The following is a 21,723-nucleotide window of genomic DNA, read 5'->3' as shown; positions in this document are numbered from 1 at the left end:
CGAATTCAGGCGGCCTGTTGGGCGAAATCCCGCACCAGTGCGGCGACGGTGGTGGCGATTTGGCTGCACTCTTCGTCACTCAGGGTGAGTGGCGGCAGCAGGCGCAATACATTGCCAGCGGTAACGTTGATCAACAACCCCTGTGCGCGGGCCAGATCGACCAGTTCTGCGCAGGGGCGATCCAGTTCAATGCCGATCAGCAGGCCCAGGCCGCGGATATCCACAACATGTGGGCAGCCGGCTAGTTCCGCTTTCAATTGATCCAGCATCTGGGTGCCGAGGCTGGCGGCTCTTTCGATAAGCCACTCGCTTTCCAGTGTTTCCAGCACGGCGAGGCCGGCGCGGCAGGCAAGCGGGTTGCCACCGAAGGTGGAGCCGTGGGTGCCCGCACTAAAGAGTGCGGCGGCTTCGCCGCGGGCAAGGCAGGCACCGATGGGGACGCCGTTACCGAGCCCCTTGGCGGTGGTGACCACGTCAGGCAGCAGGCCGTCGATATGCTGGTAGGCGAACAACTTGCCACTGCGACCATTGGCGGTCTGGATTTCATCCAGCATCAGCAGCCAGTTCTGGTTGTCGCAGAGTGCGCGCAGGCGCGCCAGATAATCCGCATCCGGGATGCGAATACCGCCCTCGCCCTGCACGGGCTCTACCAGAATCGCAACGATATCCTCGTGTTCTGCGGCCAGTTTCTCGATGGCGGCGACGTCGTTATAAGGAACACGCAAGAAACCTTCGGGCAGGGGGGCGAAGCCCTCTTGTACCTTGGGGTTGCCAGTGGCGGTCAGGGTTGCCAGGGTGCGGCCGTGGAAAGCCCCCTCGGTCACCACGATTTTCGGGCAGGTGAGGCCGCGCTGGTTGCCCAGCTTGCGCGCCAGTTTGATGGCTGCCTCGTTGGCCTCGGCACCGGAGTTGGAAAAGAATACGTTGTCCATACCCGACTGGGTCACCAGCTTTTCCGCCAGCTGTTCTTGTGGGGGAATGTTGTACAGGTTGGAAACGTGCAACAGGGTGCTGGCCTGCTCCTGAATGGCCTGGGTGACCGCCGGATGGCAGTGGCCGAGACCGCATACGGCAATTCCGGAGAGGGCGTCGAGATATCGTCGGCCGTTGTCATCCCACACGTAGTTACCTTCGCCTCTGACCAGAGTCAGGGTTCTGTTACCGTAGTTTTGCATCAGTGCGGGAGTGGCCACCGTATATCTCCTCTGTGGGTGGGTCTCAAAGCGTGGGCCGGTATCCGCCGGCCCCGAACAATGGGAAAACCGCAGAAAATGCGCCTTTTGCGTTTTCTGACCGCAATTTTCCCGGGAAACCGGCAATACTAGCACAGCGGGAGCCCGGTAACAGAGGCCTATGGCCTCCCGCAGGCCGCGGATGGGAATCGAATCGGAATCGGGTACAATGCGCGCTTTCGTTGACGGATCGACACCGCAGGAGCCGCGGTCACTCGCAGTCACTTGTATTTCCAACCGACTTTTCAGCCGAGGTTAGCTTCCACTATGGATACTCTGGAAAATATCAAAAAGCAGATCTCCGATAACGACATCCTGCTTTATATGAAGGGCAGCCCCAATGCGCCACAGTGCGGCTTCTCTATGCGCGCTTCCCAGGCGATCATGGCGTGTGGCCAGCGTTTTGCCTATGTGGATATTTTGGCGAATCCGGATATCCGCCAGGAACTGCCGAAGTACGCCAACTGGCCGACTTTCCCGCAGCTGTGGGTTAAGCAGGAGCTGGTGGGCGGCTGCGACATCATCATGGAAATGCATGAAAGCGGCGAGCTCAAGACGTTGATTGAAGAGGCCGCAGGCAGCGCCGAACAGGGCGAGTGATTGCACTTTTCCGTTCATACGGCCCATAAAAAAACCGCGGCATTGACCGCGGTTTTTTTATGTCTGCAAACATCGGAATGGCGCGGTGCTCTCTAGCAGGCCGTACCTAGTAGCTACTAACTAGTAGGCAGCAACCGCGCAGCGACGCTTATTCGTCGGAAGCTTTTTCCATCTGAGTCTGCAGGTAGTTTTGCAGGCCGACCTTGTCGATCAGGCTCAGCTGGGTTTCCAGCCAGTCCACATGCTCTTCCTCAGAGTCGAGGATGCGTTGCAGCAATTCGCGGCTGCCGTAGTCACGAATGGACTCGCAGTAGGCGATACCGTCACGCAAATCTGGAATCGCTTTTTTCTCCAGCTGCAGGTCACACTTCAGCATCTCTTCAGTGTTTTCACCGATGAGCAGTTTGCCCAGGTGTTGCAGGTTGGGGATGCCTTCAAGGAAGAGAATCCGCTCGATCAGCCAGTCGGCGTGTTTCATCTCGTCGATGGATTCGTGATATTCCTTATCCGCCAGCTCTTTCAGACCCCAGTCTTTGAACATGCGGGAATGCAGGAAATACTGATTGATCGCAATCAGCTCGTTGCCGAGAGCTTTGTTCAGGTGTTCGATGACTTTTGGATCGCCTTTCATTGCGTTAGCTCCATGTTGTTTCCTGCGGCTTCCTGTTCAAGCGATAACTCGTTTACTTGGGGCAGGGAAGCCCTCACTCAATTTTATTGTCCCGATTTCCGCTCGAGGTGCCGGATTGATAAAAATCATTGAACCCCGAGCGAATTGCGGTCGAGTTTGATGGGCAGAATGCGGCAAGTCAAGGCTGAGTGCGAAATTACGCAGGGACTATATATAAAGGCTTAAAAGCAAATTTAGCCGTAAAGGTAAACGAAAACGATTCCTACTTAATATCAGCGGCATCTGCCTACTGCGAGTCCGTGCGAGGGTATCGACTACACTACAGTAATTTTATTTTCCCCCGCCACGAACCATCTTTCAGGTGTGTCTTTTGACGCCTGAGCAAGGACAGCAACGAGTGCCCGCAGATGCGCAAGACCGCCATAAAAACATGGAATGAGCTTGAAGATCGTCAACCGGCCCATGCCCTGGTGGCAGGTGTCGATCTGGTGGTGATTCGCGTCGCGGATGACGTTAATGTTTTCTATGGTCGTTGCCTGCATCGTGGGGCCCTGTTGTCCGACGGGTGTGTCAAAGGGCAGAACCTGATTTGCGGCCTGCATGGGTGGGACTATCGGCTCGATTCGGGTATCAGTGAGTACCACAACGAAGAAAAGCTAAAAAAATTCACCGCCTGGCGCGAAGGCAGCAAGGTCTTTGTGGACGAGGACGAGATTGCCGAGTGGGCGCAAACCCATCCCCAACCCTATAAGCGCGAGGAGTACCAAGGGGCCTATCAGGATTTTACTGGTACGACGGATGAGCCCTACGTGGGGTACATCCGGCAGCTGGCGAACGATGGGCTGGCAAAGCTCGGACACCATGGCCCGATGGAGGCGATGGGCGTCTCCCGGGACCTTCTGCCCCAATGGGAAGATATTCAGTTTGTGGTTTCCCAGCTGCACAAAATGCCCTTGCTGGATGATGAACCGGTAGCGACCGATCTGGTGATCGGGCCTCGGGCGAAGAAGCCGCTGCGCCTGGAGATCCCGCTGTTTGTATCTGACATGAGTTTCGGTGCGCTATCGGAAGAAGCCAAAGTAGCGCTGTCGACAGGGGCCGAGGCCGCCGGTACCGGTATCTGCTCCGGTGAGGGGGGGATGCTGCCGGAGGAGCAGGCGGCGAACTCCCGCTACTTCTATGAGCTGGCATCGGCGCGCTTCGGATTTTCCTGGGACAAGGTAAAGAAAACCCAGGCGTTCCACTTCAAGGGTGGGCAGGGGGCAAAAACCGGCACCGGTGGGCATCTGCCCGGTGACAAAGTCCGTGGAAAAATTGCCTCGGTGCGTGGCCTTGAGGAAGGTGAACCAGCGGTTTCTCCTGCGCGCTTTCCAGAGTGGACCAGCCTTGCCCAGTTCCAGGATTTTGCACAAGAAGTGCGTGAGAAAACCGGTGGCATTCCGGTGGGTTTCAAACTCTCGGCACAAAAAATTGAAAAGGATATTGATGCCGCGCTGGAAGTTGGTGTGGACTACATCATTCTGGATGGGCGCGGCGGTGGCACCGGGGCTGCCCCGGTGATTTTTAAACATAATATTTCTGTACCGACGATTCCCGCCCTGGCCAGGGCGCGGCGTCATCTGGATCGCTGTGGTGCAGACGATGTGACCCTGATTATTACCGGTGGCTTGCGCCGCCCCGCAGACTTTGCCAAGGCGCTGGCGCTGGGTGCGGATGGTATTGCCGTCTCCAACGCTGCGATTCAGGCCATTGGCTGTTTGGGCATGCGAGCCTGTCATACCAACAATTGCCCGGTCGGCATCGCCACGCAAAAACCGCACTTGCGCGCGCGCTTGCCGGTGGATGAGGCCGCGGCGCGTCTGACCCGATACTTTACGTCTGCCGTGCACCTGATGCAGGTGTTGGCTCGAGCCGCGGGTCACCGCCACCTGCGTGACTTCTCCATCGATGACCTCACCACGTACAAAACCGATATGGCGCAGCTGACCGGCATCGAATACGGCGGTGTGGCCCCGATAATTCAGGAGTAAATTGTGTCCACACACAATTTCCCATCTCTGCAACCGGCCGTGATTGCCGATACCCGTGATGCCTGCCACGCCTATGCGCAGGTACTCGGCGGATGGATTCGAACATGTCGCCCGCGTCGCAAACACTGGTGGAACCTGTGTCTCTCGCCCTCGCTGGGCGGTGTGGCGACCGGTCCGCTGCACGCGGATGGTGTGCACTTTGCGCTGGAACTGGATCTGGCGGGCAATCGTGTTCATGCCGCAATCGCCAACGGCGAACGTTTCAGTGAACCGCTGGGAAGCCAGACGGCAGATCAACTGGCCGACGCGCTACAGGCTTTTCTCCTTGGCGGGGGCGTAGGCGCGGACTATGTCCCCGGAGAAAACAGTGCTGGAAGCCATGGCGCGGCAGATGGGGTTGTGCGCTCCGGTTACTCTGCACAAGTCGCCGCTGACCTCGCCCAGGCGTGGCGGGAAATCGTCGCCGCGCTTGCCGATTTCCAGTCCGGGATCCTTGAAGAAACCAGCCCGATCAATCTGTGGCCGGGGCACTTCGACCTGGCCATGCTGGTGCTTGGTGAAGACAAGGTAGCGGGGCAGGATCCTGCGGATGAAGAGTACTCCGATAAGCAGCTGAATTTTGGTTTCAGCTTTGGTGATACCGGTATACCGGAGCCCTACTTTTTTGTTACCGCTTATCCCCAGCCTGAGCGTTTTCCACACCTGCCATTGGCCGGTGGCGCTTACTGGAACAGTGAAGGCTTTAGTGGTGCGGTGCTTCGCTACCGGGATGCTATTGCCGTAGAGAATCCCGCAGAGTTACTGCGCGCCTACTGGCAGCAAATGCTCGACGCCGGACGTGAACAGGGACTCCTGAACAATACAGGAAGTTAGCGGAAATGACGGACAGCATTGAATCACTGGAATGGGTGCGAGTCGCGGCAGTAAATGAATTGCCGCCAGGCCGCGTGAAGACGGTGACTGCCGGCACGCACTCGATGGCATTAACTAATATCGATGGTGAATTTACCGCGATGGACAATCGCTGCCCGCATCAGGGCGGGCCACTCGGGGAGGGCTCCATCGAAGTGGGCGAGGACGGCCAGTGCTGGCTGCGTTGTCCCTGGCACGGTTGGGATTTTGATCCAAAAACCGGTCGCTCACCGGGCGGGCATGAGGATTCCGGACAGCGCTTGTTCCCGGTCGACGTGCGTGATGGTGAGGTTTACATCGGGCTGGAAGCTGAGCCGGCGCGGGAAGCGACGGCAGCAGACGTGATGGCCCGCACCATGACAAATTGGGGGGTTCGCAGTGTCTTCGGCATTGTGGGGCATTCGAATCTGGGCCTTGCCGATGCATTGCGGCTGGAGGCTAAAGAGGGCCGGTTGAATTACTACGGCGTTCGCCATGAAGGTGCTGCCGCCTTCGCCTGCTCGGGCTACAGCAAACTGACAGGTAAGCCCGCCGCCTGTCTTTCAATTGCCGGGCCGGGTGCGACGAATATGGTCACCGGATTGTGGGATGCCAAGGTGGACCGCGCGCCGGTGCTGGCGCTGACCGGGCAAGTGGATGTGCAGGTGTTTGGTCCGGGTGCTTTCCAGGACATTGATCTCACCGCCGCGTTTGCGCCGGTAGCCCACTACAGCCAGACCGTGTTGCATACGTCGCGCTTTGCCGAGTTGATGAACCTGGCCTGCAAGAATGCGATAGTCGAGCGCGATGTGGCGCATTTGATTTTCCCGAATGATGTACAGACCCTGCCTGCTGGCGATGCCAAGCCGACCGACGGGCCCGAGGGGCGCGTGGCAGCCGCACGCATCGCACCCGATGCGGGAGTGGTGCAGGAGATGGTCAGCCAAATTGAGGCCGCCAAGCGCCCGATTATTATCGCAGGGTATGGTGCGCTCGAGGGCATGTCCAAAGTCATCGCCCTGGCAGAAAAACTGAATGCGCCGGTACTGACGACCTTTAAGGCAAAGGGGCAGATTCCCGATCAGCATCCTCTGGCCGCGGGCGTACTCGGCCGTTCCGGCACGCCGGTTGCCAGCTGGTTTATGAACAAGTGCGATTTGATTCTTGCCTTCGGATCTTCTTTTTCCAATCACACAGGGATTACCCCGGTAAAGCCGATAATTCAGGTGGACTTTGATCGCATGGCACTGGGGAAGTTTCACAAGGTTACCCTCCCGGTCTGGGGCGATATTGGTCGCACCGCGCAGCTGGTGCTCGGCAAGTTGCCGGACACGCCGGATACCGTCGATCAACGGCAAGAGCTTGCTCAGCGTTGGCATATCTGGCGAGAGGAAAAAGAGAGCCGCGTGCAGGATGACCGGGGCAAGGGACTGAATTCCGCGGTGATTTTCCACTGGCTCGGGGAACTGGTACCGGAGGATGCGGTGATTGCCGTGGATGTGGGCAACAACACCTATTCATTTGGCCGCTATTTTGAGAGCAAGGGCCAGCGGGTACTGATGTCGGGTTATCTGGGCTCCATTGGCTTTGCATTTGCGGCGGCGATGGGGGCCTGGGCCGCGACCCAAGAAGCGGGGGAATATCGCGGACGGAAAGTGGTGTCGATTAGCGGTGATGGTGGCTTCGGGCAGTACCTGGGGGATTTCACCACGGCGGTGAAATACAACATGGACATTACCCATGTTCTGCTGAATAACTCGGAACTCGGCAAGATCTCCAAGGAGCAGCGGGCCGGTGAGTGGCCGGTGTGGGAGACCGATTTACACAATCCCAATTTTGCAGCCTTCGCCAAGTTATGTGGTGCACAGGGATTCAGGGTGACCGAGGCGAGCGAATTCCCGATAGCGTTTGAGAAGGCGCTGCAGCATCCGGGGCCCGCATTGGTCGAAGTGATCACCGATGCGAACCTGGTTTAATCACCTCATGAAATATCAAGGGTAGCGACCTTATGGAGCAATACTTCCATACCTTTCTCGCGGGCGCTGTCTTTGTGATTGAAGCTACCGCTTCATTGATTATGGTGTGGGGCTTTGTGATCGCGGTTTATGAAGTCTTGCGCGCATCCAGAACCGGTTCGCATGCGGAACGTATGTTTGCGTTGCAGATGGCGCGCTGTGACCTTGGTATCAAGCTGGTGTTTGCGCTGGAACTGCTGATTATTTCTGACTTGCTGCACACGGTCGTCAGTCACACGCTGGAGGATCTGTGGTTTCTCGGCGCACTGGTTGCGATCCGCACCATTGTCGGTTTTTTCCTGAATCGAGAAATCGAACAGGTGAAGGGGGAAGTCAGTTAGGTTTGACGTGAGAGAAGAGACAACGCAGAACGATAATAAAGCGCGCTTATTGGAAAAGCCGCTGGGGGGTGGAATAGGAATGTTTCCCAAAGGGGGCGCAGGGCGCGCGACATATCGCGTCGCGCGTGAGGGAAACGGAGTGCCGCCGATTAGCCGGCGGAGTAGAACAGTGCGCCATTCACGTCGGCGGGCATGCCCGCAGACATAGTCTCGTCGATGATTTCCTTGGTCAGTTCCGCACAGCGTCCACATTGGGAGGAAACGCCCAGCTGACGGCGCAGGGCCTTGATGGAGGTGGAACCATCGTGAACCGCGTCTTTAATCTGACTGTCGGTGATGCCTTTACAAATACAAATGTACATCGGGAAACCTGGTGCAAATTCGATCTACTGTTTATCGATAAAGAGATCTTATTGTTAATGAGAATAAGTGTCAATAAGATTTTGCTATCGATCAATCATTATTCTAGCTGCTTGTTATATGAACTGCATGGTCGGTTGATGGCTTCTCGGTCAACGGATGAGGGCGGGTGGTTTTGCTGCTGGCTGACAGGTGGCGTCTGCTATTGCCGCCATATAAAAAATTAATGGGACTGCCATAAGCCCCTGTGTATCATAGCGGCCCCCTATCGATCTTTTGTCACTCTATAGTCATTGGTTATAAAGTGACCGTTTCTACAATCCATTATTTATCTCACTGAGGAGATTCTCATGGCTGTATTAGTAGGCAAGCCCGCTCCGGATTTCACAGCGGCTGCAGTACTGGGCAACGGCGAAATCGTTGACGAGTTCAACCTGGCAGAAACCATCAAGGGTAAGAAAGCGGTTATCTTCTTTTACCCGCTGGACTTCACCTTCGTATGCCCTTCCGAGCTGATCGCCTTTGACCACCGCTTTGAAGAGTTCAAGAAGCGCGGTGTTGAGGTAATCGGTGTTTCCATCGATTCCCAGTTCTCTCACAACGCATGGCGTAACACCGATATCAACGACGGTGGTATCGGTCAGGTTAAATACGCGCTGGTTGCTGACGTTAAGCACGAAATCTGCCAGGCATACGACGTGGAAGCGGACGCTGGCGTTGCTTTCCGTGGTTCCTTCCTGATCGACGAAGAAGGTGTTGTTCGTCACCAGGTAGTAAACGACCTGCCGCTGGGCCGCAACGTAGACGAAATGCTGCGTATGGTTGACGCGCTGGCGTTCCACCAGGAGCACGGCGAAGTATGTCCGGCTGGCTGGCAGGAAGGTGACAAGGGTATGGACGCGTCTCCGTCTGGCGTTGCTGCCTACCTGAGCGAGAACTCTGACAAGCTGTAAGTCATTGTTCGCGCGGGGAGGGATGACTGTCCCTCCCGGTAAAAAAACCGCCGGCAGGCGGTTTTTTTGTGCCTGTTGTTCCCGTGAATCACATAAAGATGGAAAAAACGCTAACATGTGCGCTTGTTCCACTTTGATAAGGATGCCCGGCCTCTGCTGAGTGGGCGGTCTACCGGGTCATTTTGGGTGTGAAGAATCTTTGACTGAATGTTTCTGGTTAAAGAATTTTTTAGCGGGCTGCTAGTCTTAGTACGAGTACCCCCACACATTTTGGGGCCAATCACTTGCTAGGTCGATATGGCCGGGTGGCGAGCAATCGCTGCGGATTGCAGTACGGCGCATGGTGTAATTCAGGTGTATCAGGGCATTTTTCACAGAATACTGAGCGGCACGCGGGGCCTATGGGTTTCGCTGGCTGCCGCGTTGATACTGGCGACGCCTGCCGGGCATGCGTTTGGCGAGCCCGGGCGGGTGGCTAAGTCCGCTTCTGCTTCATCGAAAAGTGTCGAAGCCAGTGCACGGGAGTTTGATCGCTATTTCCGCCAATTGATGAAGAAGGGCGGGATCCCCGGTGGCGCTTACGTGATTGTGGACCACGATAAGATCGTGTCGATGGATACCTATGGTGTTCGGGTAAAGGGCAAGAGTGAAAAGGTCACCTTAAACACGGTTTTCCGCCTCGCGTCGGTTTCCAAGACCTTTGCCGGCAGCATGGCCGCGCTGCTTGAGCATGAGAACAAATTCAATTGGGGCGACAAGGTGGTGCGCTATGTGCCCGAGCTGCGCTTCAAAACCCCTGCGCTATCCATGCAGTTGCAGGTGCAGCACCTCCTGAGCCACTCCTCGGGCCTGACACCGAATGCCTACGACAACTATCTTGAGGACAACCGTCCGCTGTCGAAAATTCTGCCGATGTTTTCCACCATCGATCCGCACTGTGCCCCAGGCAAGTGTTATGGCTACCAGAACGTGCTATTCAGCCTGATCGAAGACGTCATTCACAAGGCGACCGGTGTGCCCTACGGCCGGCAATTGAAACAGCGGTTCTTTGTCCCATTAAAGATGGGAGACGCCTCCCTAGGCTGGGAAAGCTTTATGGCGGCCAGTAATCGTGCCGCCCCCCACGTCCAGACCGGTAAAGGCTGGCGCCCGGTGAAGGTGGAAAAGGAATATTACCTGGCGGCGCCCGCGGCTGGGGTGAATGCCAGTATCAGCGATATGGGGCAGTGGCTTAAGGCGCAATTGGGCGCTTATCCAGATGTACTGCCGCCCGAGGTGATCGCCGACCTTACCACCGAGCGGGTGGAAACCCGCCGCCACCTGCGCCATCGCATCTGGCGGGACTACATCGATCATGCGGGTTACGGGTTGGGCTGGCGTCTGTATACCGTGGGCGATGATCGAATTGTGTTTCACGGTGGCTGGGTCGCAGGTTTCCGCGCGGCCATTGCCTACTCGGAAAAGCGCAAGGTCGGTATCGTTATCCTGATGAACGCGGAATCCCGGGTAATCTCGGATCTCACCGCCAATTTCATTGCCGATATCACTGGCCACGGAAAGCTGGTTCAGGCGGCTGCGGCAGCGTCGAAAAAATAATCAGTTGGCGTCTGGCTAACGTTTCTCGTTGCGGGTTTTCAGTTCACGCTTGAATTGCCCACATACGTCCCAATATTCCTTCCCTTGACGACGATTTGTCTGTAGTTGAATTGAATAAGGGGAGAACCGTTCCATGACTGTTGCGGCGCATAAAGAGAGCCACGGTTTCCAGACCGAAGCCAAGCAGTTACTGCACCTGATGATCCACTCGCTGTACTCCAACAAGGAGATTTTTTTGCGCGAGCTGGTTTCCAATGCCTCCGATGCCGCAGACAAACTGCGCTTTGAGGCCCTCTCCAACCCTTCATTGCTGGCGGAAGACCCGGACCTGCGTATCCGCATCGAGTTCGATAAAGACGCCGGCACCCTGACCATTTCCGATAACGGCATTGGCATGAGCCGCGACGAGGTGATTGAGAACCTGGGTACCATCGCGCGCTCCGGTACTGCCAACTTTATGCAGAACCTGTCCGGCGACCAGAAGAAAGATGCCCACCTGATCGGTCAGTTCGGTGTCGGCTTCTACTCCGCGTTTATCGTGGCGGACAAGGTGGATGTCTTCACTCGTCGCGCCGGTGCCGATGCCAGCCAGGGCGTACACTGGGAGTGCAGTGGCGAGGCCGAGTACTCCGTGGAAAATGTCGAGTGGCCGGATCGCGGTACCCGCGTGGTACTGCACTTGAAAGACGATGCCAAAGAATTTGCCGATGGCTGGCGTCTGCGCTCCATCATCAAGAAGTACTCCGATCACATCGCTATTCCGGTAGAGATGCTGAAAGAAGAGGCGCCTGCCGCAGAGGGTGAAGAGCCGGAAGAAAAGGCGCCGGAATTCGAAGCGGTAAACGCCGCCCAGGCCCTGTGGACCCGTCCGCGCTCCGAGGTGAAGTCCGAGGAGTACAAGGAGTTCTACAAGCACATTTCCCACGACTTCGATGACCCACTCACCTGGAGTCACAACCGTGTGGAAGGCAAGCTGGATTACACCAGCCTGCTGTACATCCCAGCGCGCGCACCGTTTGACCTGTACCAGCGTGACGCCGCGCGCGGCCTGAAGCTGTACGTACAGCGCACTTTCATCATGGACGACGCCGAGCAGTTCCTGCCGCTGTACCTGCGTTTCGTAAAAGGCGTGCTGGATTCCAACGATCTGCCGTTGAACGTCTCCCGTGAAATCCTGCAGAAGGACCAGAACACCGATGCGATCAAGAGCGCGCTGACCAAGCGTGTGCTCGACATGCTGGACAAGCTGTCGAAGAAAGACGCGGATGAATACCAGAAGTTCTGGGATCTGTTTGGTTCGGTGATGAAGGAAGGGCCAGCGGAAGACTTCTCCAATAAAGAGAAAATCGCCAAACTGCTGCGCTTCTCCACCACCCACACCGATGACCCCAAGCAGGATCAGTCACTGGAAGACTATGTGGGTCGCATGCAGGATGGGCAGAAGAACATCTACTACGTGTGCGCGGACAATTTCGCCACTGCCAAGTCCTCCCCTTATCTGGAAGTCTTCCGCAAGAAGGGCATCGAGGTGCTGCTGCTGACCGACCAGGTGGATGAGTGGTTCGTTGGCCATATGCAGGAGTTTGACGGCAAGTCGTTCCAGGATGTGGCCAAAGGCGCGCTGGATCTCGGCGAAGCTGAGAATGAAGACGACAAGGCTGAGCGCGAAAAGGCCGAGAAAGATGCCGGCGCACTGGTTGAACGTGTCAAGGACGTGCTGAAAGAGCGCGTGGAAGATGTGCGTGCGACTACGCGCCTGGTGGATTCTCCGGCGTGCCTGGTGGCCAGTGACAATGATATGGGCCTGCAGATGCGCCGTATCCTCGAGCAGGCCGGCCAGGCGCTGCCAGATGCCAAGCCGGTATTTGAGGTGAACCCGAGCCATCCGCTAGTGCAGCGTCTGGATCAGGAGCAGGATGAGGACCGCTTTGCGGACCTCACCAATATTCTGATGGATCAGGCTAACCTGGCGGCGGGTAACCAGCTGGCAGATCCGGCCGATTATGTGCGTCGCCTGAACACGCTGCTGCTGGAACTCAACCGCTAACTGGCGGCTGATCGTTCTTGCTGGAAGGCCGGCGGGGCGCTCCCCGCCGGCCTTTTTCATGTGTGCTTTTTGCCGGGCTGAATAAGTCGGTCTTACGGTTCGTACCATCGAGCACGGCCGGCCTGGGCTATATTTTTTGTGTTGGTTTTTTGCGCGATTTGGCGGCGAATGGACAGCATTTGTCGGCGAACTTGGCAAAACTGCTTAAAACCCCAAATGGCCATTGGGTGCTGGCGCCCGGCTCCGTATAATCCCCCGCTGTATAGCAAAAACTACAGAGCGTTATGACCCAAACAGACGTATCCTCGAACGCACCGGAATCCCGTTTGCCGATCGCCATTCTCGGTGGCGGTAGCTTTGGCACGGCGGTCGCCAATATTGTGGCGGGTAACGGCCATGACACCCGACAGTGGATGCGTGACCCGGAGCGCGCCGCCGCCTGCACGGCCGAGCGCGAAAACCAGCGTTATCTGCCGGGTGTGGCACTGCACCCGGACCTGCAAATCACCGCCGACCTGGAACAGGCGGTGCGCGGCTGCCAGATCGTGTTTGTCGCCATCCCCAGTCAATCCTTCCGCGAAGTCGTACACCGGGCGGCACCGATGCTCGACCCGGGCACCATGCTGATCTCCCTGACCAAAGGGGTCGAACACGACAGCTTCCATCTGATGAGCGACATCCTGAAAGAGGAAGCCGAGGGTATGCGCGTGGGGGTGCTGAGTGGCCCCAACTTTGCCAAGGAGATTGTCGCTGGCCATTACACCGCCACGGTGATTGCCAGCGAGGACGAGACGCTGTGCGCGACCATCCAAAAAGTACTGCACTCGGAAACCTTCCGCGTCTATTCCAGTAACGACGTGTTTGGTGTGGAACTGGCCGGCGCGCTGAAGAACATCTACGCGATTGTCACCGGCATGGCTGTGGCGTTGGGGCGTGGGCAAAATACCACCAGCTTACTGATCACCCGGGCGCTGGCGGAAATGATGCGCTTCGCCGAGGCAGTTGGCGCCGATCCGATGACCTTTATCGGACTCGCCGGAGTGGGTGACCTGATTCTTACCTGCTCCTCGGACTTGAGCCGAAACTACCGTGTGGGTTACCTGGTGGGTAAAGGCAAGAAACTGGAAGAGGCGGTTGCCGAAATTGGCCAGGTGGCGGAAGGGGTGAACACCGTTCGTCTCATTAAGGCCAAAGCCGACGAATTGGGGGTATACATGCCCTTGGTTTCTGCAATTCACGCCATATTATTTGAAGATACCCCGATACCAACGGTAATCCGTGAGCTGATGTCCGGGGCACAAACCTTTGATGTGGCCTATTCGGCCAAATCCTGATTTACCTATTTTGAATTGGGGGCGGTGAATGAATAACGAACAACTGAAGCAGAATTTGACCTCTGCAGACCACTGGACGCGTCTGCTGTTTATGGTGCTGTTTGTAATACTGTTGGAAATTGCCGGTGTGGTGATGCTGGCGACCATCGTATTGCAGTTCCTGTTTGCCATTGTTTCCGGTGGCCCGAATGAAAATTTGCGTCGCATGGGTGAGCAGATTGCTTCGTATATTTACCAGACGCTGCAATTCCTTATTTACAACACGGAAGAAAAGCCGTTTCCGTTTTCCGAGTGGCCGCAGTCCTGATCTGCGGCTCACACAGAAATCCGGGCTATATTGAGGGTTCTCGAACCGCTGAGCCCGGAAAAGCGGAACCTCAACCGCTGAATCTAAGGCCGGCAGGGGCCGGCTTCTCCCATTTCTGGTGCCCAACAAAGGACTGGTGATCGCCAAATGAGCAATGAAGAACTGAAACAAAACCTGACCTCTACCAATCAGTGGTTGCGCCTGATCTACATGGTGCTTTTCGCGGTACTGCTGGAAATAGCCGGCTTTGTCATGCTGGCCGTGGTGATCGCCCAATTCCTGTTTGCCATTGTCAGTGGCAAGGCGAATGACAACCTGCGCCGCCTCGGCGATCAGATTTCTTCCTATATCTACCAAACCCTGCAATTCCTGATCTACAACACGGAAGAGAAGCCGTTTCCCTTCTCGGAGTGGCCGGAGTCCGAGGAAGAAGATCTCTCTACCTATGAGAGTGCCGAAGAAATCGATGGCGAGGTAATTTCGGTGGCAGACAGCGATTCAGCAGCCGATACCGCTGCCAAAGACGCCGGGAGCGCGCCTCGCAAGGAAGACAGCGCCGACGAAAAGTAGGACTCCGTATACGGTGTACTCACCGGAAATGATTGGGAGAAGGTAGTGCTGTTGTTTGTTATGCGCCATGGTCGCGCTGAACCCTTTAGTAAAAGTGACGAGACCCGCGCCCTCACCGAGGACGGTCGCGACCAGGTCTCGGCGGTGTGCAAGGAGCGCGCCTCGGAACTCGCGCAGGTAAAGACCATCTGGGCAAGCCCGTTTGTGCGCACCCGCCAGACTGCGAAGATCGTCGCTGACACTTTCGGTTTGCCGGTAGAAATCAACGAAGTGCTGACCGGTGATACCCCGGCTCAGGCGGTGCTGGATGCACTGGCAGAAGTGGATGAGAAAGACTTTCCGGTGTTACTGGTCAGCCATCAGCCGCTGGTAGGTAGCCTGGTTAATCGACTCTGCGGCAGTGCGGAAGAGCACCCTATGGGCACATCGAGCCTCGCCTGTCTGTCTGCGGATGTCTGGGCGTGGGACTGTGCGGAACTCGAGTGGTTGCAGCACAAACCCTGATGCCATTTTCTTCATCTAAGCGCTCAATCCAGCCCCTTAATACAAGCAATCGGTCATAACTCGTGAACCCTGCTGCCATTGTGATGGCGGCGGCGGGCTGTCAGCATGGCGCATTCGATAGCTGGTTTTGGTTTTTTATGAGCGCCTTATCCTCCCAAATCACTCCCGACTTTACCCCGCCCAAAGAAATTGTCCTGGACGTGCAGGGCAATGCCATTGCCGCCCGGCAATGGGGGAACCCGGCAGGTGTACCTGTGTTGGCCTTGCACGGCTGGCTGGATAACTGCGCCAGCTTTGACGCCATGGCGCCTTTTCTGCACAGTCTTAATCTTGTCGCCATCGATCTCGCCGGGCACGGTCAGAGTTACCACCGTCACCGGGATGCGAACTACACCATCTGGACCGAAATTGAGGACGTAGTGGCGATTGCCGATGCGTTGGGGTGGGAGGAGTTTTCCATACTGGCGCATTCTCGCGGTGCGATAATTGGCACCATTGCCGCGGCTACTTTTCCCGAACGGGTGCGGCGTCTTGCCCTGATTGACGGTCTGGTGCCGCCGCCGGCATCGGATGAGGAAGTCGCGGACACCCTGCGCAAGGGTATCGAGCAGCGTGTGCGTTATCGCGGCCGCAAGAGCCGCGTATTCGAGTCCATTGATGTTGCAGTGACTGCACGCAAGAACGGCCTGTTCAAGTTGAGCGACGATGCGGCACGCGCACTGGTAGAGCGCGGTATCCGTCCGTGCGAGGGGGGCTTCACCTGGAGTAATGACCCGCAGCTAATGGCAGCTTCGGTAGCCAAGCTCAACGAGCCCCAAGTACGCGCCTTTCTCGCGCGCGCCACCATGCCAATTCGGCTGGCACTGGGGAAAGAGGGGATTCAGGGAATGCTTGAGCGTATTCGGCCACTGGCGGAACAGGTGCCGAGCATTGAACTGCGCGAGTTTGCCGGTGGCCACCACCTGCATATGGAGGGCAGTGAGGAAGAGCTTGCGCACTGGTTTGAGCCCTTCCTTCGCGGTGAAGACCCGCAAAGTACAGAGTCGTCAGGGTAAGCGCTTCGGCTCGAGTGATCTAGAAAGGCACGCGCTTGGAGTAGCTCGCCTTCTGCATGTCCCGGACTTCCACAGAGATTTCCGGAACCTCGGGCGCGGCCTCGCATAGATAGTTGAAAATGGCGGCACTCAGTGCTTCTTTCTGTTCGCTGGTGCGCCCCTCGAGGATACGTACTTCCGCGTGAATGAACAGGTTACTGGAGCCTTCGTGGCTTTTCCCCAGCACAAATTCCCGGAAGGGAATGGCGCGGGTTTTTATCGCGCCGGCGTTAAAGAGCCCGGTGTCATTCATGGCCTGCTGACCGTTGCTGACCAGTGCGGGAATGGAAATGCTGTCTTCCAGTTTTTGCGAATATTCAATCACTAGATGCGGCATTGCCGGGCTCTCCTGTTTTGTCTAAACCGTCCGAACCGTGTGACGAATTAACTGCCCTGAAAATTAACGAATCAAAGACAGAAATTCGTTGCGGGTGGCCTGCTCACTGCGGAAAGAACCGAGCATGGCGGAAGTTTTCATCACCGAATTCTGCTTTTCCACACCGCGCATCATCATGCACATGTGCTTGGCTTCAACGATAACGCCAACACCGGCGGCACCGGTTACCTGGCGCACAGTTTCCGCGATTTGCACGGTGAGCTGTTCCTGAATCTGCAAACGGCGAGCAAACATGTCTACAATGCGCGCCACTTTGGACAGGCCGAGCACTTTGCCATCAGGAATGTAGGCAACGTGTGCTTTACCGATAAACGGCAGTAAGTGGTGTTCGCACAGTGAGTAGAGCTCAATGTCTTTCACCAGCACCATTTCACTGCAGTCCGATGGGAACAGCGCGTCGTTGACGATCTCGTCTACGGTCTGCTGATAACCCTGAGTAAGATACTGCATGGCCTTGGCGGCGCGCTTGGGGGTGTCGAGCAGCCCCGGGCGCTGCAGATCTTCGCCAATGGCTTCAATGATGTGTGCGTAATGTTCTTTCATCAATATGCTTCCAACGTCTCGCCCGAATCGCCTTGATACGCAAAGAGTCGGGCGTTCGATCACCGGTTTGCCGGTGGGGTAGTCTCTCCGAAGGCTGACTCCGGAGACTGACTCCGGAGACCTTGGGGTGCGCTACCCTAAGCCTTTGTCACACGGTAGTAAAGCGCGAAACATAGAGGAATATCGCTAATGATAGAGAAACGGGAGTCCGATTTGCATGAATTGCAGACCGTTCTGGACTTTATCCGCTGGGGTGCCAGCCGCTTCAATGAGGCAGAGCTGTGGTTTGGCCACGGTACCGACAATGCCTGGGATGAGGCTGTCCTGTTGGTCACCCATGCCCTGCACCTGCCGGTGGATAGCAAACCGGAAATCCTATCTGCGCGCTTGACCATGAAAGAGCGGCAGCAGGTGATGGCGGTACTGGAAAAACGCGCCAATGCCCGGGTTCCCGCACCCTACCTGACCAATGAGGCCTGGTTCTGCGATTTGCCGTTTTACGTGGACGAGCGGGTGCTGGTGCCCCGCTCGCCAATTGGTGAGTTGATCCGCCAACGCTTCGAGCCCTGGTTGCAACAGGAGCCGCTGGCGATACTTGATTTGTGCTGTGGCAGTGGCTGTATCGGGATCGCCTGCGCGGATACTTTTCCCGGGGCGCGGGTGGACCTGAGCGATATTTCGCAGGACGCTATCGATGTGGCGCAGATCAATATCAACCGCCATCAGTTGAATGATGAAGTACGCGCGGTGCAGTCGGACCTGTTTGCCGGGTTGCAGGGTTGCAGTTATGACCTGATCGTAAGCAACCCCCCGTATGTGGATGCGCGGGACCTGGCGGAAATGCCGGCGGAGTATCACGCCGAGCCCGGTCTGGCGCTGGGCTCCGGCGACGATGGCCTGGATTTTACCCGGCGCCTGCTGCTCGAGGCCCCGGACTACCTGCAGCCAGAGGGCATTCTGGTGTGCGAAGTGGGCAACAGCTGGGAGGCGCTGGAAGCGGCGTATCCGCGTGTACCATTCTTCTGGCCGGAACTGGAAGACGGCGGCCACGGGGTATTTGTGTTGACGCGAGAAGACCTGCTGGCTTGCCGGGAGATGTTTGAAGCCGGAGCGGCGAAATAGGGCGCTAGCAGCCTAATTACACTACTGGAAAGCGCCGCGTCACAGATTCCTCTATAATGCGCGGCTTTCATCGAATAAATCACTGGGGTAGGGAATTCCGGGTATGTCGGGCAATACATTTGGCAAGCTGTTCTGTGTCACCACGTTTGGCGAGAGCCACGGCCCCGCGCTGGGCTGCATTGTGGATGGCTGCCCTCCGGGGCTTGAGATCAGTGCGGAAGAAATTCAGTTGGAGCTGGACCGCCGCAAGCCCGGCACCTCCCGTTACACCACCCAGCGCCGTGAAGCGGATCAGGTGAAAATCCTCTCCGGCGTATTTGAGGGCAAGACCACCGGTACGCCGATTGGTCTGCTGATCGAAAATACCGACCAGCGCTCCAAGGACTACGCCAATATCTCCGAGCAGATTCGCCCGGCCCATGCCGATTACACCTACTGGGCCAAGTTTGGTCTGCGCGACTACCGCGGTGGTGGCCGCTCTTCGGCGCGGGAAACCGCCATGCGCGTGGCCGCGGGCGCGATCGCGAAAAAGTGGTTGAAGCAGCAGTTCGGTATTGAGGTGCGCGGTTACCTGTCGCAGCTGGGGCCGATCAAGGTGGACAAGCTCGACTGGTCACAGGTGAACGAAAACCCGTTCTTCTGCCCGGATGCCGACAAAGTGCCGGAGATGGAAGCGTATATGCAGGCGTTGATCAAGGAGGGCAACTCCATTGGTGCGCGGATCTCTGTTCATGCCAGCGGCGTACCGGCGGGCCTGGGTGAGCCGATTTTTGATCGCCTGGATGCGGATCTGGCCCACGCGCTGATGAGTATCAATGCCGTCAAAGGCGTGGAGATCGGGGCCGGTTTTGCGTCGGTGGAGCAGAAGGGGACCGAGCACCGGGACGAAATCACCGAAGACGGCTTCCAGTCTAATCATGCCGGTGGTGTGCTGGGAGGAATCTCCAGTGGCCAGGAGTTGATCGCGCACATTGCGCTGAAGCCGACCTCCAGCCTGCGTATTCCGGGCAAGAGTCTGGACATCAACGGCAACCCCATTGAGGTGGTCACCAAGGGGCGTCACGACCCCTGTGTCGGCATTCGCGCAACGCCCATAGCGGAAGCGATGATGGCGCTGGTACTGGTGGATCATGTACTGCGCCAGCGTGCGCAGAATGGCGATGTGAAGTTTGCCCTAACGATCCCGGCAGGTGCGTCTGCCTGATCAAACCCAGATCGAATAAATAAAAAAGGCGGAGCGCCGAAAGCGCTCCGCCTTTTTTGTGCCTGCCTGTTAATGCCTGTTTGTCAGGAATTACAGGTGCAGGTTCAGGCCGATGTAGGGGCCTTTGATTTCCAGGTCGCTCTGGAGAGCATCCAGTTCCTGTACATCCAGGCTCATCACGCGGTAGCCGGCCTCGATGGCGAAATCGATCGCGGGAACGAAGTCCCAGCGCACCTTGGCGGTGAGGTCGGTGTGGCTGTCGCCTTTGTAGCTGGTACCGTTGCCCTGGGCGATGATGGACCAGCCGGTGAACGGCAGGTCGAAGCGGGCAACCCCGTAAACCATTGGCAGTACGCCCGACAGTTCGATGTTTTCAGACAGCCCATGAGTGGCTACAGTCAGCTCACCGCTGTACTGACGCGCGGTCAGGCCCAGGTCCAGGTTTACCCAGTTGTCGAGGATCTCGTAGTACAGGGTGGCATCGGTGTGGGTCAGGTTGATGTCGGAGGTGACGTCAGAGCCAACGGTAAAGGTTTCGTCGGCGAAGGTGACATCTTCGCTCAGCATGGCCATGCCGCTGGTTTCAATCTTGCTGTGCGCGAGCAGAACGTTTGGAATCACCGGGATCGGGTGTTCCAGCGCAACCTGCAGGAAGGTGGCATTGTCTTCCGCCAGGGAAAACTCATCCACGTTGTAGCTGTCCACACCAACTGCGCCGGTGTAGGAGGGTTTCCAGGCACCGGCAGTGGCATCAACACCGAGGATAGTGTCGGCGCTGGCGCCGGCAGAAGCCAGTGCGGCGCAAAGGGCCAGGGTGATTTTTTTCATTTTTTAGTCGCTCCCGTTGAATTCTGCGGCAGATTCTACAGGGTTTTTATAAAATTTCCCTGAAACTGGTGTTGTACGCGCGCAGTTTGCCGCGGTTTTGCGGGCTAATTGGCGTTCTTGACCAGTGCTTATGGGGCCAGAGGTGCCGATTTAGGTCGATCAGAGCCCGCGCGCCTCCTTTACCAGCAGTTGCTGCAACGCATTGGCGGCGTTACTCAGGGTGCGGTTGCGGTGGTAGATGATGCCCAAATTGCGCTGAATGGTGAGCTGCGGCATGGGCAGTTCTGCCAGGCTGCTGTCCACCAGAGTTTTGGGCAGCACGCTCCAGCCGAGACCGACACCGGCCATCATCTTGATGGTCTCGAGAAAATTGGTGGCCAGTTTGGCGGTGAGCTTGAGTCCGTGCGCGTCGAACTCCCGTTTGATCAGGCGTCCGGTGTAGGTATTCATATCTGGGAGAATCGCCGGATACTGGGCCAGCGCCGGCAGGTTCAGCTCGGACATCTGTGCCAGCGGATGGTCGGGGGCGGCCACCACCACGCAGGGGTCGGGCCAGATAATTTGTGCGTTGAGGCTTGGGTAGTCCTTGAGCGCAAGGGTCACCACCGCCAGTTCATACTCGCCCGCCATCAGGGCCTCATAGGCCTGCTCCGAATCGACAAAATCAATATCCAGGGCCACGTCTGGATAGCGGTTACTGAAGTCGCGCAGTACCGGCGGCAGGTGGTGCAGGCCGACATGGTGGCTGGTGGCAATACGCAGGCTGCCGCCGATGGTTTCCCCGAGGCTGCGCAGCTCGCGCTCGGCATCACTGACTTCATTAAGAATGTGGCGCGCGCGCGGCAACAGGGCGCGGCCGGCGTTGGTGAGCTGCAATTTGCGGCCGATGCGGTCGAACAGCGGTGCACCCAGCTGTTGTTCCAGCGAGGCCAGTCGTTTGCTCACCGCGGGCTGGGTCAAGTGCAGATGCTCTGCCGCTTCCGACACGGAGCCCTGTTCCGAGATGGCGAGAAAGGCTCTAAGCCACTGAATTTCCATACGATCGGCACCATATTCCAAAAGCGAATGCGCCATATAATAAATATAAATTGATGTTATTCAATGCCCCTCTTAGACTCCTGCAT

General features: G+C 57.1%; 22 protein-coding genes. 15 read left to right on the top strand and 7 right to left on the bottom strand.

What is annotated here, in order from left to right:
* Nucleotides 1–5: 5 nt before the first annotated feature.
* Entirely contained in the window at nt 6–1,193 is a 1,188-nt protein-coding gene (locus LCM31_RS00350) for an aspartate aminotransferase family protein (protein WP_224866586.1), read from the bottom strand.
* A gap of 306 nt (nt 1,194–1,499) precedes the next feature.
* Here LCM31_RS00350 and grxD point away from each other — a divergent pair, with 306 nt between their 5' ends.
* A complete protein-coding gene (gene grxD / locus LCM31_RS00345; RefSeq protein WP_224866584.1) occupies nt 1,500–1,832 on the top strand; it encodes a Grx4 family monothiol glutaredoxin in 333 nt (110 codons plus the stop codon).
* Nucleotides 1,833–1,980: 148 nt separating this feature from the next.
* Here the strand turns inward: grxD and bfr are convergent, their stop codons facing one another.
* Nucleotides 1,981–2,463, bottom strand: coding sequence for a bacterioferritin (bfr, locus tag LCM31_RS00340; RefSeq protein ID WP_010133094.1), 483 nt, complete (start codon nt 2,461–2,463; stop codon nt 1,981–1,983).
* Nucleotides 2,464–2,870: 407 nt separating this feature from the next.
* Between bfr and LCM31_RS00335 the strand changes: the two genes are divergently transcribed.
* Genes LCM31_RS00335 through LCM31_RS00320 form a run of 4 tightly spaced genes read left to right on the top strand, consistent with a single transcriptional unit; the run spans nt 2,871 to nt 7,740 of the window.
* Entirely contained in the window at nt 2,871–4,493 is a 1,623-nt protein-coding gene (locus tag LCM31_RS00335) for a glutamate synthase-related protein (protein WP_224866582.1), read from the top strand.
* A 3-nt stretch (nt 4,494–4,496) separates the two neighbouring features.
* A complete protein-coding gene (locus LCM31_RS00330; RefSeq protein WP_224866580.1) occupies nt 4,497–5,366 on the top strand; it encodes a DUF5996 family protein in 870 nt (289 codons plus the stop codon).
* Between the two features lie 5 nt (nt 5,367–5,371).
* Nucleotides 5,372–7,360: a thiamine pyrophosphate-dependent enzyme gene (locus LCM31_RS00325; protein ID WP_224866579.1), complete on the top strand. Its 1,989-nt coding sequence runs from the start codon at nt 5,372–5,374 to the stop codon at nt 7,358–7,360.
* 32 nt (nt 7,361–7,392) lie between these two features.
* Nucleotides 7,393–7,740, top strand: coding sequence for a DUF1622 domain-containing protein (locus tag LCM31_RS00320; RefSeq protein ID WP_224866577.1), 348 nt, complete (start codon nt 7,393–7,395; stop codon nt 7,738–7,740).
* Between the two features lie 149 nt (nt 7,741–7,889).
* Here LCM31_RS00320 and LCM31_RS00315 read toward each other — a convergent pair whose 3' ends face one another.
* Nucleotides 7,890–8,102: a bacterioferritin-associated ferredoxin gene (locus LCM31_RS00315; RefSeq protein ID WP_224866575.1), complete on the bottom strand. Its 213-nt coding sequence runs from the start codon at nt 8,100–8,102 to the stop codon at nt 7,890–7,892.
* Between the two features lie 348 nt (nt 8,103–8,450).
* Here LCM31_RS00315 and LCM31_RS00310 point away from each other — a divergent pair, with 348 nt between their 5' ends.
* The 8 genes from LCM31_RS00310 to LCM31_RS00275 all read left to right on the top strand — a co-directional run bounded on the left by LCM31_RS00310 (nt 8,451) and on the right by LCM31_RS00275 (nt 16,466).
* Nucleotides 8,451–9,053 (top strand): peroxiredoxin, encoded by a 603-nt coding sequence (locus LCM31_RS00310; protein ID WP_077405119.1) that lies wholly within the window; start codon nt 8,451–8,453, stop codon nt 9,051–9,053.
* 297 nt (nt 9,054–9,350) lie between these two features.
* On the top strand, nt 9,351–10,649 hold the full coding sequence (locus LCM31_RS00305) for a serine hydrolase domain-containing protein (protein ID WP_224866573.1): 1,299 nt from the start codon (nt 9,351–9,353) through the stop codon (nt 10,647–10,649).
* A gap of 133 nt (nt 10,650–10,782) precedes the next feature.
* Complete coding sequence (gene htpG / locus LCM31_RS00300; protein WP_224866571.1) at nt 10,783–12,696, top strand: molecular chaperone HtpG; 1,914 nt, start codon at nt 10,783–10,785, stop codon at nt 12,694–12,696.
* A gap of 284 nt (nt 12,697–12,980) precedes the next feature.
* On the top strand, nt 12,981–14,030 hold the full coding sequence (locus LCM31_RS00295) for an NAD(P)H-dependent glycerol-3-phosphate dehydrogenase (protein ID WP_224866569.1): 1,050 nt from the start codon (nt 12,981–12,983) through the stop codon (nt 14,028–14,030).
* Between the two features lie 28 nt (nt 14,031–14,058).
* Entirely contained in the window at nt 14,059–14,337 is a 279-nt protein-coding gene (locus tag LCM31_RS00290) for a DUF4389 domain-containing protein (RefSeq protein ID WP_077405105.1), read from the top strand.
* Between the two features lie 147 nt (nt 14,338–14,484).
* Nucleotides 14,485–14,907: a DUF4389 domain-containing protein gene (locus LCM31_RS00285; RefSeq protein ID WP_224866567.1), complete on the top strand. Its 423-nt coding sequence runs from the start codon at nt 14,485–14,487 to the stop codon at nt 14,905–14,907.
* A 45-nt stretch (nt 14,908–14,952) separates the two neighbouring features.
* On the top strand, nt 14,953–15,411 hold the full coding sequence (sixA, locus tag LCM31_RS00280) for a phosphohistidine phosphatase SixA (RefSeq protein ID WP_224866565.1): 459 nt from the start codon (nt 14,953–14,955) through the stop codon (nt 15,409–15,411).
* Between the two features lie 137 nt (nt 15,412–15,548).
* Nucleotides 15,549–16,466 (top strand): alpha/beta fold hydrolase, encoded by a 918-nt coding sequence (locus LCM31_RS00275; protein ID WP_224866563.1) that lies wholly within the window; start codon nt 15,549–15,551, stop codon nt 16,464–16,466.
* A gap of 19 nt (nt 16,467–16,485) precedes the next feature.
* On the opposite strand, the gene LCM31_RS00270 is transcribed toward LCM31_RS00275, so the two are convergent.
* Nucleotides 16,486–16,842, bottom strand: coding sequence for a 5-carboxymethyl-2-hydroxymuconate Delta-isomerase (locus LCM31_RS00270; RefSeq protein ID WP_224866561.1), 357 nt, complete (start codon nt 16,840–16,842; stop codon nt 16,486–16,488).
* A gap of 63 nt (nt 16,843–16,905) precedes the next feature.
* Nucleotides 16,906–17,445 carry a GTP cyclohydrolase I FolE gene (gene folE / locus LCM31_RS00265; RefSeq protein ID WP_010133080.1) on the bottom strand — a complete coding sequence of 180 codons (540 nt, stop codon included), beginning with the start codon at nt 17,443–17,445 and terminating at the stop codon, nt 16,906–16,908.
* 189 nt (nt 17,446–17,634) lie between these two features.
* Between folE and prmB the strand changes: the two genes are divergently transcribed.
* Both prmB and aroC read left to right on the top strand, forming a co-directional pair.
* Complete coding sequence (gene prmB / locus LCM31_RS00260; RefSeq protein ID WP_224866560.1) at nt 17,635–18,567, top strand: 50S ribosomal protein L3 N(5)-glutamine methyltransferase; 933 nt, start codon at nt 17,635–17,637, stop codon at nt 18,565–18,567.
* Between the two features lie 103 nt (nt 18,568–18,670).
* Nucleotides 18,671–19,771, top strand: a complete 1,101-nt coding sequence (aroC, locus tag LCM31_RS00255; RefSeq protein WP_224866558.1) for a chorismate synthase — start codon at nt 18,671–18,673, stop codon at nt 19,769–19,771.
* Between the two features lie 90 nt (nt 19,772–19,861).
* On the opposite strand, the gene LCM31_RS00250 is transcribed toward aroC, so the two are convergent.
* Together LCM31_RS00250 and LCM31_RS00245 are read right to left on the bottom strand one after the other, a co-directional pair.
* Entirely contained in the window at nt 19,862–20,599 is a 738-nt protein-coding gene (locus LCM31_RS00250; protein WP_224866556.1) for a TIGR04219 family outer membrane beta-barrel protein, read from the bottom strand.
* A gap of 159 nt (nt 20,600–20,758) precedes the next feature.
* Nucleotides 20,759–21,637: a LysR family transcriptional regulator gene (locus LCM31_RS00245; RefSeq protein ID WP_222232769.1), complete on the bottom strand. Its 879-nt coding sequence runs from the start codon at nt 21,635–21,637 to the stop codon at nt 20,759–20,761.
* Nucleotides 21,638–21,723 lie beyond the last annotated feature (86 nt).

Origin of the sequence: Microbulbifer agarilyticus (assembly GCF_020171345.1) — a bacterium.
GTDB lineage: Bacteria > Pseudomonadota > Gammaproteobacteria > Pseudomonadales > Cellvibrionaceae > Microbulbifer > Microbulbifer agarilyticus_D.
This window is presented reverse-complemented; position numbering and strand designations above follow the sequence as displayed.

Coding starts and splice junctions, on each gene's coding strand:
- LCM31_RS00310 (WP_077405119.1), top strand. CDS start 8,451: ATGGCTGTATTAGTAGGCAAGCCCGCTCCGGATTTCACAGCGGCTGCA.
- folE (WP_010133080.1), bottom strand. CDS start 17,445: ATGAAAGAACATTACGCACACATCATTGAAGCCATTGGCGAAGATCTG.
- LCM31_RS00250 (WP_224866556.1), bottom strand. CDS start 20,599: ATGAAAAAAATCACCCTGGCCCTTTGCGCCGCACTGGCTTCTGCCGGC.
- grxD (WP_224866584.1), top strand. CDS start 1,500: ATGGATACTCTGGAAAATATCAAAAAGCAGATCTCCGATAACGACATC.
- prmB (WP_224866560.1), top strand. CDS start 17,635: ATGATAGAGAAACGGGAGTCCGATTTGCATGAATTGCAGACCGTTCTG.
- LCM31_RS00295 (WP_224866569.1), top strand. CDS start 12,981: ATGACCCAAACAGACGTATCCTCGAACGCACCGGAATCCCGTTTGCCG.
- LCM31_RS00270 (WP_224866561.1), bottom strand. CDS start 16,842: ATGCCGCATCTAGTGATTGAATATTCGCAAAAACTGGAAGACAGCATT.
- bfr (WP_010133094.1), bottom strand. CDS start 2,463: ATGAAAGGCGATCCAAAAGTCATCGAACACCTGAACAAAGCTCTCGGC.
- LCM31_RS00325 (WP_224866579.1), top strand. CDS start 5,372: ATGACGGACAGCATTGAATCACTGGAATGGGTGCGAGTCGCGGCAGTA.
- LCM31_RS00245 (WP_222232769.1), bottom strand. CDS start 21,637: ATGGAAATTCAGTGGCTTAGAGCCTTTCTCGCCATCTCGGAACAGGGC.
- LCM31_RS00275 (WP_224866563.1), top strand. CDS start 15,549: ATGAGCGCCTTATCCTCCCAAATCACTCCCGACTTTACCCCGCCCAAA.
- LCM31_RS00320 (WP_224866577.1), top strand. CDS start 7,393: ATGGAGCAATACTTCCATACCTTTCTCGCGGGCGCTGTCTTTGTGATT.
- LCM31_RS00335 (WP_224866582.1), top strand. CDS start 2,871: ATGCGCAAGACCGCCATAAAAACATGGAATGAGCTTGAAGATCGTCAA.
- LCM31_RS00305 (WP_224866573.1), top strand. CDS start 9,351: ATGGCCGGGTGGCGAGCAATCGCTGCGGATTGCAGTACGGCGCATGGT.
- htpG (WP_224866571.1), top strand. CDS start 10,783: ATGACTGTTGCGGCGCATAAAGAGAGCCACGGTTTCCAGACCGAAGCC.
- aroC (WP_224866558.1), top strand. CDS start 18,671: ATGTCGGGCAATACATTTGGCAAGCTGTTCTGTGTCACCACGTTTGGC.
- LCM31_RS00285 (WP_224866567.1), top strand. CDS start 14,485: ATGAGCAATGAAGAACTGAAACAAAACCTGACCTCTACCAATCAGTGG.
- LCM31_RS00315 (WP_224866575.1), bottom strand. CDS start 8,102: ATGTACATTTGTATTTGTAAAGGCATCACCGACAGTCAGATTAAAGAC.
- LCM31_RS00290 (WP_077405105.1), top strand. CDS start 14,059: ATGAATAACGAACAACTGAAGCAGAATTTGACCTCTGCAGACCACTGG.